Below are 13,397 nucleotides of genomic sequence, written 5' to 3'. Positions count from 1 at the left end.
CGGAAGGTAGTGTGTCGGTGTGGTGGGCGGCCTGTCACGTGTGTCCGGCGCCAAGCAGGAGGCTACAACAATCCGCATTCTTTCCGCCCTTCTTGCCGGCGCACTCTCGACGGCCGCGTTCGCTGCCCATTCGCAAGAGATTGCGGTGGGGCAGTGGCAGGCACGGCTCCAATCGGATCCGCGCAATCCCGTCGTCATAACCGATGGCCCCGATGGGCCGGAGTATCTATTCAAAGCCGTCCCCGGAATGCGCCGTGCCAACGATCGCATCGCCGAGCGGTCGGAACTGAGCTTCCAGCACAAGCTACCCTTCGGGGTTGCCGCCGAGCAGCGCTATTCGGTGCGGGCGAGCGCCATACCGGTCAAGGAACCCAGGCTGATTATCGGTCAGTGGCATGCGGCGCGAAACCGTGGTTGGGGCCCCTGGCTGGCGCTTTTGCTGACCAACAAGGGCAATATCGAGCTTCAGGTTACGGTTCCCCCCGATCGCAAAGCTCGCAAGGGCAAGTCCCGCCGCATCGTCCTGCACTCGGAACCGTTCGTGCCCGATCAGTGGTATGACCTCGATCTGCGCTTCACAGCGGGTATGCCGCCCGACAGCAGGCTGGATGCGTGGTTGAACGGCCGCCGTGTCGCCAGCTATCGCGGCGCGCTGGGCTATGTCGGCGAACCTAGCGCGGGATATTGGAAGTTCGGGGCGTATCGCGCAACGCCGGGCAATCAGGTGATTGAAGTGCGGTATCGCAATGTCGCACTGCGGGTGGGTGACAGCGGCGCGCTCTCGGCTGTGACAGGCGCGGCACCGAAGTCGCTAATCGCCATGCGCGATGCCGCTCTTATTCACAGTCCCAATGCCCGCCGGTAAGCCGAGATCAAGATCGGCACTTGGTGGGGCCAGGCAAAAAGCTTCTCGACCCGCGATCGACCCAGCTTCCCCATCTGGTCGGCGCGTGCCGGATCGGCGAGGAGCGCGAGGATGTTATTCGCAAGATCAACCGCATCGTTGGCACGGGCGTAGAGCGACGCCTCGCCTGCACTAAACCGTCCCTCCTTGACGTCGAACTGAACGATCGCCTTGGAAAATGCCATATATTCCAGTATCTTGTTCATGGTCGACAGGTCGTTCATCGGATTTACCCGATCCGGATTGACGCAGACGTCAGCCGTCGACAGAAGGTCGAACAGCGCGTCGTCCGGCACGCGTCCGGTGAAGGTGACATACTTGTCAAGAGCCATCTCGGTGGCAAGTTGCTTGAGCTTGTCGAGGCTGGGCCCGCCGCCGACGAGGCGAAATTGGATATCTTGCCGACCCAGATCGTGAACGATGTGCCGTGCCGCCTCAAGCAGAAGGTCGATGCCTTCCTGGTCACCCATTACCCCAACATAGCCGATAAGGTATGTGCGCCCGTTGTTGAGCGACGTGTTCGGCGCGCGGCGCTCCAGACGCGAAAGATCTGGGCCCGAACGGACCACAAAGGTGTCGGCCTCCGACTTGCGCCCGCGACGCAGTGCGATTTCACGATAGCTGTTGTTGGTGCAGATCACGACATTGGCGGACCAGAATGTAAGCCGCTCGAACAGAACCATAAGCCTCCAGAAGAGGCCGCGCTTTCCGAACTTCGCCTCGTATAGTTCGGGATTGATATCGTGATGGTCGAAAATATACTTCTTGCCGATCAGCTTGAACTGCCATGCGACGAGAAAGATCAGGTCGGGCGGGTTGCAGCCCTGAATGACGTCGAAGCCGTGCTTGAAAAGGATTTTCCACGCGAGCACGGTTTCCCAGAACAGTGCGGCGCCATATTCGAGTAAATATCCGAATGCGGAGCCAGCATCCAAAGGCAATGGGTGGCGATAGATGTGGATGCCGGCCAGTTCTTCATAGGCTGCCTCGTAGCCCTTGGCCTTCGGGCAGATGATCGACACCGTCATTCCGGCGTCGCGCAGTGTTTGTGCCTCCTGCCAGACGCGGCGATCGAACGGGAGCGGAAGGTTCTCGACGATGATGAGGACCTTGCGTCCGGCCAGCGGTCTCCGTGTCGTTGTGACATCCGCCGCAGGGCGCGTCTCTGCTGTCCCCGCAGTCCCCGGCTCGCTCACTTCAGCGCACCGAGATCGACCACGGGGGAATTGTCGGCGAGGCGGAGCTGCTTCATCGTCGCGTTGCTGGAAAGTACGCGGTCGAAGTCGCCGGCTTCGGCTTCGGTCTGGCCGATCAGCAGTTGTTCGAGTTGGGGGATCTGCATGAAGGCATAGCCGAGATTCGCGCCGGCGAGCTTCGATGCGTCGATGGCAGGATCGAAGATCGAAAGGACATACCCCGCCTGGAGCAGCATCCGCGCTAGATCGACATTGGGGCTTTCACGAAGATCGTCCGTCTCTGCCTTGAACGCCAGGCCGACCAGAAGGACGCTTGCGCCCGGCGCCAGCCCGGCAGTCGCATGTTCGAACAACTCGCGCTTGTGCGCGTCGTTGGATCGCAACAGCGAATCGACCAGATGGGTATTGGCACCACAGTCCGCCGCGATACGCTGCAGCGCGCGCACGTCCTTGGGCAGGCAGGAGCCGCCGAACGCTCCGCCTGGACGCAGGTAATAGGGGGAGATGTTCAACTTCGTGTCGGAGATGAAGATCTCGTGCACCTGGCTGGCACTGATGCCGAGACGCATGCACACCCGGCCGACTTCGTTCGCGTACGCGACCTTCATTGCGTGCCAACTATTGTCCACGAACTTGGTCAACTCGGCTTCGCGAAAACCGACATGGAATGTCGGCACCTTCAGGTTCTGGTGCAGTATGTCCATGTTCGCCGAAGGCAGGGCATCTGCCGTGCCGACGACGATCTTGGGCGGATTGAAATAATCATGAACCGCCGTCGCCTCGCGCAGGAATTCCGGGTTGTAGACCAGTTCGATCGCGCTGCTCGCCGCATCGCCGAGCTCGGCGCCAAAGATCGGTGCGATCAGTCCCTCAATAGTTCCGGGTCGAATCGTCGAGCGATACGCCACCGTCAGGGGCCGCGCGCGTGCCGGATTGACGGCAGCGGCGATCTGTCGGCTGACGTCGGCAATGAAGCGCATGTCGTGCGCGCCATCGGCCGCACTTGGTGTTCCGACGCAGACGATCGCCATGTCGCAGTCATCGAGGTGTTCGCCCGCCGTGGTTGCGGCCAGAATCAGGCCGCTGCGAAGGCCGTCCGCCAAGAGTTCCTGCACGCCGGGTTCGGAAATCGGGGGTATTCCGGCGCGGATGTTCTTTACCTTGGCTTCGTTCACATCGATCCCAACGACCATATGGCCTTCGCTGGCGATGCAGCACGCTGCGGTGAAGCCGACATAACCCAAGCCGAAAATAGCGATCTTCATCATCGAACCTTATCTTGAACAGGAGACGCCGGTGCCGAAATCGGCGCGGGCCTCATATCCACGCATTTGCGCGCTTCTGGAGGCCGTTTCAGTTTAATCACGCGGCTATATCGAGGGTTTTGCCAGCCGCATAGTAGTCCACCGGGCTGCGACACACACCAATGCCCGATCCCCTGCGATGAACAGTGCGGTGGTCCATCCGCCCCGCGTTCCTCACTTGTTCCAAAGGAACAAATGCTGTACGCAGCTCGCAGTGCGTTGAACGACCCGCCCGGCTGGGCTAGCGATGGGAGCGACAGATGGCAGCAACACTCAAGGTGATCGACAGCAAGATGGCAGCTTCCACCGACAAGGTCGCGGGCGACCGGCAAAAGGCGCTCGACGCCGCACTGGCGCAGATCGACCGCGCCTTTGGCAAGGGCAGCGCAATGCGGCTCGGCTCGAAGGAGACGATGCAGGTCGAGACCGTGTCGACCGGATCGCTCGGGCTCGACATCGCCCTTGGCGTGGGCGGCTTGCCGCGGGGACGCGTGATCGAGGTCTATGGCCCCGAAAGCTCGGGCAAGACCACGCTCGCGCTCCACGTCATTGCCGAGGCGCAGCGCGGCGGCGGAACCGCGGCGTTCGTCGATGCCGAGCACGCGCTCGATCCGGTCTATGCCAAGAAGCTGGGCGTCAACATCGACGAACTGATCGTGTCGCAACCCGATACCGGCGAGCAGGCGCTCGAAATCGTCGATACGCTGGTGCGCTCGAACGCGATCGACGTGCTGGTGGTCGATTCGGTCGCCGCGCTGGTGCCGCGCGCCGAGATCGAGGGCGAGATGGGCGACAGCCATGTCGGCCTGCAGGCGCGGTTGATGTCGCAATCCTTGCGCAAGCTCACCGGCTCGATCAGCCGATCGCGCTGCATGGTGATCTTCATCAACCAGCTGCGCATGAAGATCGGCGTGATGTATGGCAATCCGGAAACCACCACCGGCGGCAACGCGCTCAAATTCTACGCTTCGGTGCGCCTCGATATTCGCCGTACTGGCCAGATCAAGGATCGCGACGATATCGTCGGTAACGCGACGCGCGTGAAGGTGGTCAAGAACAAGGTCGCACCGCCGTTTAAGCAGGTCGAATTCGACATCATGTATGGCGAGGGGATCTCCAAGATCGGCGAGATCCTCGACCTCGGCGTCAAGGCCGGGCTGGTCGAGAAGTCGGGCGCGTGGTTCAGCTATGATTCGGTGCGGATCGGGCAGGGGCGCGAGAATGCCAAGACCTATCTCAAGGAGCATCCCGAGATGGCCGATCGCCTCGAAAAGGCGATTCGCACCCGGACCGACAAGGTCGCCGAAGAGCTGATGGTCGGTCCCGGCGGGGAGGATGACGACGACGAATGAGGTGGCGTCGGGAAAGTGGAGAAGGCGATGCTATGTCTCCACTTTTTCCACTTAGCATCTCGGGCCGTTGATCGTTCCACTCGCATTCCTTCCTCGTCATCCCCGCAAAAGTGGGGATCTAGCTATTTTGTCCTCTGCGTGACGAGCGTTCGGGAAAGGAGGTCGGACAGGTCATCGTTCTCGTGCGACCTTTGCGACCGTTTCGCTATTGCCTATGCCTCACGCGTGGTTCCTGCCGGAGCTGCGATGCCGACTGAGGAGCGCCGCGCATGACCATTATCGTCCACCACCTCGAAAACTCCCGGTCGCAGCGGGTGTTGTGGCTGCTCGAGGAACTGGGGCTGCCCTATGCGGTGGAGCGCTATCGCCGGAACAAGGCGACGATGCTGGCGCCGCCGGAACTAAAGGCGGTGCATCCGCTCGGCAAGTCACCGGTGATCGAGGACGACGGGCTGGTCGTCGCCGAAACCGGCGCGATCATCGAATATCTCGTCGACAAGGCCGATGGTCGGCTCGGCCCGCCGGCGCATCGCGGATCGGCGCTGCACTATCGCCATTTCCTGCATTATGCCGAGGGTTCGCTGATGCCGCCGCTGCTGGTCAAGCTCGTGCTCGGCCGCATTCCTCTGCTCGGAAAGGCCGCGCAGAAGAAACTCCAGCCGATGATCGACGTCCATCTCGACTATGTCGAGGCGCAGCTTGGCGAGCGGCCCTGGTTCGCAGGCGACGCCTTCACCGCCGCCGACGTGATGATGAGCTTTCCGCTCGAAGCCGCCCGCTCGCGCGGCGGTCTCGACGCGTCGCGCCCGGCGACGATCGCCTGGCTCGACAAGATCCATGCCCGCCCCGCCTATCAGGCCGCTCTGGCCAAGGGCGGGCCCTATGCCTATGCCTGAGCATCTTTTGATCCGCTCACGCGGATGCGGCACTGTCCCGCTCCCCCGCCCGTCCGGCCACAGCATATCGTGGGTAGGCGGCCGGGCTGGGAAACGGGCCGGTGCCGACTGACACAATAATGACGGGGGACGGCATGGACGGCGCCGAACAGGCAACCGAGCGGGGCGGAATTTCGCTGCAGTATCAAATGCTGATCGGCTTCGTACTGGGTCTGGTCGGCGGGCTGATCGTCTATGCGAGCGCCGCGGGCGCGCCGTGGGTGGAAACGATCACCACCTATGTTACCGGTCCGATCGGCCAGATCTTCCTGCGGCTGCTGTTCATGCTCGTGATACCGCTGCTGTTCTCGGCGCTGGTCGTAGGCATCGCCGAAATGGGCGAAATCCGCTCTCTCAAGCGCGTGGGCTTGCGCACGCTTGGGCTCACCGTCGTCGTTTCGACAATCGCGGTGGTCGTCAGCCTGGTGTTCGTCAATGTGCTGCGCCCCGGCGACGGCGTCGATCCGGCACTGGCGCAGGCGATGCTCGCTGATGCCGGGGCCGGGGCCAACGCCATCCTCCAGCGCACCACCGAAACTCCGACCGGTGTCGAAGCGGTGCTGTCGATCGTGCCGTCGAACATCGTCACCGCGATGTCGAACAACGATATCATCGCGGTGATGTTCTTCGCGCTGTTCTTCGGCATCGGCATCGTTCTGACGCAGGATCGGCCCGAGGTTCAGAAGCTCAAGGCCGGTATCGAGGGTCTGTTCGAAGTCGCCATGACGCTGATCGGGGTCGTTATCCGCCTCGCGCCGCTCGCCGTGTTCTGTTTCATGTTCAACCTCGCGGCGCTGTTCGGCTGGGACCTGCTGATCCGCCTCTCGGCGTTCGTTGGAGTGGTGCTCGCCGCGCTCGGGACGCAGATGTTCGTCGTCTTCCCGATCCTGCTGATCGTGCTTGCCAAGCGATCGCCGATCCAGTTCTTTCGGGATACCCAGGAAGCGTCCGTAATGGCGTTCTCGACCGCGTCGTCGAACGCGACGCTGCCGACATCGCTGCGGATCGCCGATCAGAAACTCCACCTCCCGCCCAAGGTGGCGCGCTTCGTGCTGACCATCGGAGCCACCGCCAATCAGAACGGAACGGCGATGTTCGAAGGCGTGACGGTGCTGTTCCTTGCGCAGTTCTTCGGCGTCGAACTGTCAATCGTCCAGCAGGTGACGGTGATGCTGGTGTGCATTCTGGGCGGCATCGGCACCGCGGGCGTGCCTGCTGGATCGCTGCCGGTGGTCGCATTGATCCTGGGTATGGTCGGGGTGCCGCCAGCCGGGATCGGGCTCGTGCTTGGAGTCGATCGCTTCCTCGACATGTGCCGGACCGTCCTCAACGTCATCGGCGATCTGGTGCTCGCGACGATCGTGTCGTCGGGGGAGCCCGATACCGATGCCCAGGGCGCAGTTGAGGCTTCGGCGTGATCTGGACTCGCCGGGCGCTGCTGGCGGCGGCTGCCGCGGCACCGCTCGCGGCGAAGGCACGTGGCTATGCACAGACCATGGCTGCCGCAGAGCTAAGCGACATCACTGCCGACGCCGTACCGATCGGTGCGGAGGAGCGTGCGAGGCGGCTGACCCGGGCGCAGGCGCTGATGAAAGCGCACGGCATCGGTGCGGTGCTCATCGAACCAGGCGCGTCGCTGACTTATTTTACCGGCGTGCGGTGGGGACGCAGCGAGCGGCTGACCGCGGCGATCCTGCCGGTCGAGGGCGAGCCGTGCATCGTCACGCCGTTCTTCGAGGAACCGTCGGTGCGCGAATCGTTGGGTGTCCCGGCCGAGGTGCGGGTGTGGCAGGAGCATGAAGACCCGCTCGCCATCGCCGCCGGGTTCCTGCGCGACCGCGGCGTGAGCGGTCGCTCGATCGGGATCGAGGAAACCGTGCGCCACTTCGCGGTCGAAGGGCTGGCGCGCGCGTTGCCCTCGGCGCAGCTGGTGTCCGCCAACCCGGTCGTGCGCGGCTGCCGGATGATCAAGTCTCCGGCAGAGATCGCGCTGATGCAGAAGGCTGCCGACGTCACGCTCGCCGCCTATCGCTGGACGCATCCGCGCGTCGAGGTCGGCATGACGCCCGCCGACATCGCCGCGCTGATGACACAGGCGACGCAGAAGCTGGGCGGGCGCGTCGAGTTCAACCTGATCCTGCTCGGCGAGGCGGCAGCCTATCCGCATGGCACCGGCAAGCCGCAGCGCGTCGTCGCGGGCGACGTCGTGCTGATGGATTGCGGCTGCACCGTCGAGGGCTATCAGTCCGACATCTCGCGCAGCTTCGTGGTCGGGCGGCCGACGCGCGACATTGCCCGCGTGTGGAACCAGGTGCGCAAGGGCCAGGACATCGCCTTCGCCGCCGCCCGGCCGGGAGCGCCTGCGGGGTCGGTCGACGACGCGGTTCGGCGCTATTACGCGACGCTCGGCTATGGCCCCGACTACAAGCTGCCGGGCCTGTCGCACCGCACGGGGCACGGCATCGGCATGGAAGGGCACGAACCGATCAACCTCGTCCGCGGCGAGGCCACCCTGCTGGCTCCGGGCATGTGCTTCTCGAACGAGCCCGGCATCTACCTGCCCGGCAAGTTCGGCGTGCGCATGGAAGACTGTTTCCACATGGCCGAGGCGGGGCCGCGCTGGTTCAGCGAGCCGCCGCGCTCGATCGAGCAGCCGATCGGTTAACGCGGCGGCAGTTTGAGTGCGGCGCGGATGTCGCGCCAGTCGACGATCTTGAAGTTCTGCTGCGGACCCGCCCCGTCGCGATCGTCGTGCATCGCCACCGCGCCTTCGGGGAACGGCCCGATCGGGCCGGAGAACGCATCGACGCCATCGGTTGCGGTCACGCGGTCGATCGCGGCGCTGTCATCGACCGCGAAGCGTCCGACATAGGTCTCGGACCCTTGCGCGATGCGGAAGATGTTGAACGTGCTGTCGCCCTGCGACGACACGATCAGATAGCGGTTGGCGCCGTCCTGCAGGATCGTCATACCCTCGACATCGGCAGTGATGCGCACGCCGTCGACCTTCGCCACCGGCATCGCCTGCGTCCCCTGTGCAGGATCGAGCGGGAAGCGCCAGACGCCGACATCTTCCTCGCCGACGTAGAGCACGCCCGCCATGTCATCGACGACGCATCCCTCCAGCTGGCCGCCGAGTTTGCGGATGCCCATCATCGTGACTTCCGGACCGGACGCACCAGCACGCAGCCGCCATTGCTTGATATCGCCCAGCTTGTTGTTGGCGATCAGCAGATATTCGTCGCCCAGTTTGCCCATGCACGATCCATAGGGTTCGCCCATATCGGTCGGCACGAAGCCCCAGTCGCGCGTCTCCAGCGTCGCCGGATCGAACAGATAGAGGTTGATGCCGAGCCTGCCGTCATTTGTGGCGGCGACCAACAGTTGCGGCCGCCCGTCGATCACGAAGCCCGGCCGTGTATCGACATTGTTGAGCGGCCCGCTAGGCAGGAACTGGCGCACGCTGCCGTCGAGATTGTGGACGTACAGGCCGTCGGTCTTGTCGGTTCCGAACATCACCGCGCGCGACGGATCGGCCGGGTCCGCCCACAAGGCGGGGTCGTCGGCATCGACGGTGGGGTCGGTGGTAACAAACGTCTCGACGCTGGCATTGACGATCGGCGGCGCTTCGCCAAGCCGCCAAGGCGGGTCGAGCGGGGTCGGGGCGCAGCCGGCAAGCAGGGTGGCCAGCAGGCTGGCAATCGGGGCGGTGCGCATGGTGGCGATCCTTTGCCGCAGAGAGACCTTCCGCCCGATGGCGACGGCATCTTGCAGATTGATGACGCTTTTGCGTCAGCGCGATCTTTGTTCTGTCACCGAACCGAAACCATATCGCCATCGCCGCGTCATCGATCGGGTGTTGAGCGGCAGGGGACGACTCGGCCGAAACGATCGGCGGGTTCCATCCTCGGGGGACTACCATGCGGTTTGCCAACTTGCTGGCGGGTGTGGCGCTTGCCGTCATCGCTGCCACGACACCAGTTCATGCCCAGACCAGCGGCCAGGCCGGGCAGCCGGTGCAAAGCGATGCCGGGCAGGACGGCGACGTCAGCGCCGAGGAAATCCTCGTCACCGCCGATATCGCCTTTCGCAATCGCACCAACGATCCCAATCCGGTGCTGAGCTACGACCTCGAATATTTCCAGCGCTTCGAGCCGGTGTCGGTCGGCGAAATGCTCAAGCGTGTGCCGGGGGTGACCTTCACCTCGGACGTGCTCGAATATGATCAGGTCCAGTTCCGCGGCCTGCCTCCCGGTTTCACGCAGGTGCTCATCAACGGCCGCCGGGCCCCTGGCGGTGAGGCGGACCGCAGCTTCTTCGTCGATCGCATCCCCGCCGAACTGGTCGAGCGGATCGAGATCGTCCGTGCCCCGCGCGCCGATCAGCCTAGCGAAGGCGTGGCAGGGACCCTCAACATCGTCACCAAGGAATCGACGCAGTTCGAAGGCGGCTTCGTCAAGGCCGGCGCGTTGATCAACGCCGATGGCGAGTTCCGGCCTTCGGGCGCGATCGCCTATGCCGGGAAGCTGGGCCCGGACACGGATTTCTGGACCGCTCTCAATTATCAGGAACGCCGCAATCCCAAGCGAAAGATCTCGTATCGCTTCGGCGGCGTGCCGCAGACCGTCGATGGCGGCGAAGCCGACTATATCGTCGATCCCGAGTTCGACGATCTCGAGCGGCAGGACGATACCCGCGACGGCAGAGACTTGTCGGGAAGCGCGGAGATCGTGCACCGCTTCGGGGGCGGCGGGCGCATCCGGCTCGGCGGGTTCTTCGTCGATACCAACCGCACCGAAAGCGAAGTATCGGACACGTTCGAGGGCGGCGATCTGGATTTCGTCGAGCGGGCCACCCAGGTCGAGGACATCAGCCAGCAGACCTATGCGCTGAGTGGCGACGGGGTGATTCCGCTGGGCGGGATCGAACTGGGCTTTGCCGGCGGATGGTCCGCGTATCGCGAGGATACCACGGCGCTCGAAGTGGTGGAGAATTTCGAGGATGACGAGATCGAGGAGGAAACCTCGATCATCGATCTGCGCGACGACGAATATTCGGGGACGCTGTTCGCGCGGTTCGGCAAGGGCAGTGGGCTCGAGGTCAAGGCGGGCATCGATCTGCTGTCGAAGCAGCGCGACGGCTTCAACAATGGCGACCTGATCGAGGACGATTTCGCGTTCGATATCGAGGAGGAGCGCTACGACCCCTATGTCCGCCTGACCCTCAATCCGACGCCCGACCTGACGATCGATGCCGGGCTGCGCTATGAGATCACGCGGCGCTCGGTGACGGTCGAGGACGATCCAAGCGTCGATTATGACTCGGAAATGCTCAATCCGTCGCTGCATCTGCGCTATGCCGCCGATGCCGACGGGCAGTTCCGCGGATCGGTCGCGCGTACCGTGCGCCGCCCCAATTACGACCTGCTCTCGCCCTATGAGCAGGAGGAAAGCCCGGGCGACAACGACGTCACGATCGGCAATCCCGCGCTGCGCAACGAGCGCGCCTGGGGGGTCGACGTCGGCTATGAGCGCCGGCTGGGCACCAGCGGCATCGCCGGTATCAATTTCTTCTATCGCGACGTCACCGACTTGATCGAGTTGGTAGCGATCGGTGACAATGGCGAGGACGGCAACGTCTATACGCCGCGCAATATCGGCGATGGCCAGACCTGGGGCGTCGAGGTCGATCTTTCGGCACCGCTGACGGCATTCGGGATGCCCGATACCGGACTGTTCGCGAACTACACCTATCTCGACAGCAGCACGATCGACCCGTTCACGCGCGAGGATCGGCGTTTCAACAATCAGCCGCATCACATCTACAATGTCGGCTTCATCCAGTCGCTGCGCGCGCTGGGCGCGAGCTTCGGCGCGACCATCTCGGGGCGGAGCGGGGCCACCGAATCCAATTTCGACGAGATCATCGACCTGCGCTACGACCCCGATCTCGAAGCGTTCCTCGAAAAGCGCTTCGGCGAGCGGTTCGTACTGCGCTTCTCGGTCCAAAATATCCTCAATCGCCAGAAGAAGGAGGATTTCCGGGTGTTCGATGGCGATTCGCTCGGCGAGATTCTCGAAAATCGCGCTGCGGGCGAAATCGACGAGTATGAGATCGAGCGCGAACGGGCAGGGCAACTCTTCCAAGTCACGCTACGCGCGGCATTTTAGTTCCGTCACCGGAATAACTGCCCCTTAACCCGCGCTGGCTAGACCATTGCTCGACACCGGGATTGGGGGGAAAAGCGGACGTGGCGGCGGGGCAGGTTTCACAGCAATCATACTATGCAGCGCCACCCGTCGCATCGCCGCCGGCATTCGTTGAGGAGGTAGCACCGCACCGCCTTGGCAGCCTGCATGCACGCGCCGCGGCCCTGTCGGGCATCGGTGCATGGGAATGCGATCTGGCTACCCAGCGGCTGACCTGGACGCCCGAAGTGTACGATCTGTTCGCGCTTCCGGTCGGGCAGCCGATCGAACGCGGCGCCACGGTAGAGATGTATACCAAGGAGTCGCGCAGGGCGCTCGAACGATTGCGCGCGGATTCAGTCGCCAACCGGCGCGGGTTTACGCTGGATGCGGAGATCGTCGGGGCCGATCATCGTCGCCGGTGGATGCGGATCGTCGCGGGTACGACGTTGCGCGACGGCCGGGTAACATCGCTGTACGGCACCAAACAGGATATCACCGACGAGCGTCGCCGCTGGGAGGCGCTGCGGCGGCTGTCCGACGAGGACGCGCTCACCGGGCTGGCCAATCGCCGCGGATTCCAGTCTGCGTTTCTCGACCGAAACTTCGAGCGACCAGAGGATGGCGGCGCAACGCTGATCCTGTTCGACGTCGATGGGTTCAAGCGGATCAACGACGATTGGGGACATGCCGCCGGGGACGCCTGTCTGCGGCAAGTGGCAATCCGCCTGGCGCGCGGTTTTGCCGACGCGCACATCGTCGCGCGGATCGGCGGAGACGAGTTCGCAGTGGTGTTGCCGAACAGGATGTCGGCGCAGACGGTGCAGCGCACGATCATGCGGCAGCTTGCGCACATCGCTGCCCCGATCCTGTGGGACGACGTATTGCTGGAGATCGGCGCATCGGCGGGCGTGGCCATGACCGGCGGCGGCGATACCCCGAACATGGTGTTCGCCGCAGCGGATGCGGCGCTATACGATGTCAAGCGATGCGGCGGAAACGGTGTGCGCTGCGCTCCGCGGCCGGACTGAGGCAAAAGCGGAAGACACGAAAAAGGGCGCCTCCGATCCGGAAGCGCCCCTCTTGCGAGCCATTGCCTGCGGACGATGCCGCAGGCGATCCGATTACATGGCGTTTTCCATGGCCATGTTGCCGTCCATCTCGCCGATGTCGTCAGCGTTGTCGGCCATCATCTCGAGATTGTCGGCAGCGTTGTCGTACATCATCTCGCCGGCTTCAGTGGTGGCGTTGTCGGCCATCATTTCCATGTTGTCAGCCTGCATTTCCAGGTTGTCCGCCATGGCGTCGCCCGCCTGCTCCTCAGGGGTACCCTGACCGCACGCCGCCAGAGACATCAGGCCGGCGGCAGCAGCGATAAAGACGATCTTCTTCATTCGGTTGCTCCCAAGCAAATCCATTTCGCGGCCGGCCCGAATGCCGTCGCGAAGCTGCCGCATTAGCGTGCGCTACGCGTGCGTCAATCGCAAATTAGCCGCAGCCCGTCGCATGATGGCCGAA

At 63.6% G+C, this 13,397-nt stretch carries 11 protein-coding genes; 7 read left to right on the top strand and 4 right to left on the bottom strand.

Translation table 11 applies throughout. The features are described 5' to 3' along the window. Positions 1-19 precede the first annotated feature (19 nt). Entirely contained in the window at positions 20-865 is an 846-nt protein-coding gene (locus FHY50_RS06040) for a heparin lyase I family protein (RefSeq protein ID WP_140047609.1), read from the top strand. On the opposite strand, the gene FHY50_RS06035 is transcribed toward FHY50_RS06040, so the two are convergent. After that, positions 841-2,100, bottom strand: a complete 1,260-nt coding sequence (locus FHY50_RS06035; RefSeq protein ID WP_140047608.1) for a glycosyltransferase family 4 protein — start codon at positions 2,098-2,100, stop codon at positions 841-843. The genes FHY50_RS06040 and FHY50_RS06035 overlap by 25 nt on opposite strands. Beyond that, complete coding sequence (locus FHY50_RS06030; protein WP_243846737.1) at positions 2,097-3,368, bottom strand: nucleotide sugar dehydrogenase; 1,272 nt, start codon at positions 3,366-3,368, stop codon at positions 2,097-2,099. The genes FHY50_RS06035 and FHY50_RS06030 overlap by 4 nt, the downstream gene beginning before the upstream one ends. A gap of 296 nt (positions 3,369-3,664) precedes the next feature. On the opposite strand from FHY50_RS06030, the gene recA reads away from it, so the two are divergent. From recA to FHY50_RS06010, 4 genes are all read left to right on the top strand, one after another. Next, the gene (gene recA, locus FHY50_RS06025) at positions 3,665-4,756 is read left to right on the top strand and encodes a recombinase RecA (protein WP_180345094.1); all 1,092 of its coding nucleotides are present in this window, start codon (positions 3,665-3,667) and stop codon (positions 4,754-4,756) included. A 269-nt stretch (positions 4,757-5,025) separates the two neighbouring features. Continuing rightward, positions 5,026-5,652, top strand: a complete 627-nt coding sequence (locus FHY50_RS06020) for a glutathione S-transferase family protein (protein WP_140047607.1) — start codon at positions 5,026-5,028, stop codon at positions 5,650-5,652. Positions 5,653-5,771: 119 nt separating this feature from the next. After that, on the top strand, positions 5,772-7,109 hold the full coding sequence (locus FHY50_RS06015; protein ID WP_140047606.1) for a dicarboxylate/amino acid:cation symporter: 1,338 nt from the start codon (positions 5,772-5,774) through the stop codon (positions 7,107-7,109). Further along, positions 7,106-8,356, top strand: a complete 1,251-nt coding sequence (locus FHY50_RS06010) for a M24 family metallopeptidase (RefSeq protein ID WP_244935304.1) — start codon at positions 7,106-7,108, stop codon at positions 8,354-8,356. Before FHY50_RS06015 ends, FHY50_RS06010 begins: the two co-directional genes overlap by 4 nt. Here FHY50_RS06010 and FHY50_RS06005 read toward each other — a convergent pair. Continuing rightward, entirely contained in the window at positions 8,353-9,408 is a 1,056-nt protein-coding gene (locus tag FHY50_RS06005; protein ID WP_140047605.1) for a phytase, read from the bottom strand. The two genes, FHY50_RS06010 and FHY50_RS06005, sit on opposite strands and share 4 nt — an antisense overlap. Before the next feature lie 203 nt (positions 9,409-9,611). Here FHY50_RS06005 and FHY50_RS06000 point away from each other — a divergent pair, with 203 nt between their 5' ends. Next, positions 9,612-11,861: a TonB-dependent receptor plug domain-containing protein gene (locus FHY50_RS06000; RefSeq protein WP_140047604.1), complete on the top strand. Its 2,250-nt coding sequence runs from the start codon at positions 9,612-9,614 to the stop codon at positions 11,859-11,861. A gap of 80 nt (positions 11,862-11,941) precedes the next feature. Further along, the gene (locus FHY50_RS05995) at positions 11,942-12,910 is read left to right on the top strand and encodes a GGDEF domain-containing protein (RefSeq protein ID WP_140047603.1); all 969 of its coding nucleotides are present in this window, start codon (positions 11,942-11,944) and stop codon (positions 12,908-12,910) included. A gap of 93 nt (positions 12,911-13,003) precedes the next feature. Here FHY50_RS05995 and FHY50_RS05990 read toward each other — a convergent pair whose 3' ends face one another. Beyond that, a complete protein-coding gene (locus FHY50_RS05990) occupies positions 13,004-13,273 on the bottom strand; it encodes a hypothetical protein (protein WP_140047602.1) in 270 nt (89 codons plus the stop codon). Positions 13,274-13,397 lie beyond the last annotated feature (124 nt).

The organism is Sphingomonas japonica, from assembly GCF_006346325.1.
In the GTDB taxonomy this organism is placed as follows: Bacteria; Pseudomonadota; Alphaproteobacteria; order Sphingomonadales; family Sphingomonadaceae; genus Sphingomonas; species Sphingomonas japonica.
Note: the sequence above shows the minus strand (reverse complement) of the source record. Positions and strands in the feature narration are given on the sequence as shown.

Excerpts from the sequence above, each read along its gene's own strand:
- FHY50_RS06015 (WP_140047606.1), top strand. The coding sequence starts at position 5,772 with ATGACGGGGGACGGCATGGACGGCGCCGAACAGGCAACCGAGCGGGGC.
- FHY50_RS06030 (WP_243846737.1), bottom strand. The coding sequence starts at position 3,368 with ATGATGAAGATCGCTATTTTCGGCTTGGGTTATGTCGGCTTCACCGCA.
- FHY50_RS05990 (WP_140047602.1), bottom strand. The coding sequence starts at position 13,273 with ATGAAGAAGATCGTCTTTATCGCTGCTGCCGCCGGCCTGATGTCTCTG.
- recA (WP_180345094.1), top strand. The coding sequence starts at position 3,665 with ATGGCAGCAACACTCAAGGTGATCGACAGCAAGATGGCAGCTTCCACC.
- FHY50_RS06000 (WP_140047604.1), top strand. The coding sequence starts at position 9,612 with ATGCGGTTTGCCAACTTGCTGGCGGGTGTGGCGCTTGCCGTCATCGCT.
- FHY50_RS06005 (WP_140047605.1), bottom strand. The coding sequence starts at position 9,408 with ATGCGCACCGCCCCGATTGCCAGCCTGCTGGCCACCCTGCTTGCCGGC.
- FHY50_RS06020 (WP_140047607.1), top strand. The coding sequence starts at position 5,026 with ATGACCATTATCGTCCACCACCTCGAAAACTCCCGGTCGCAGCGGGTG.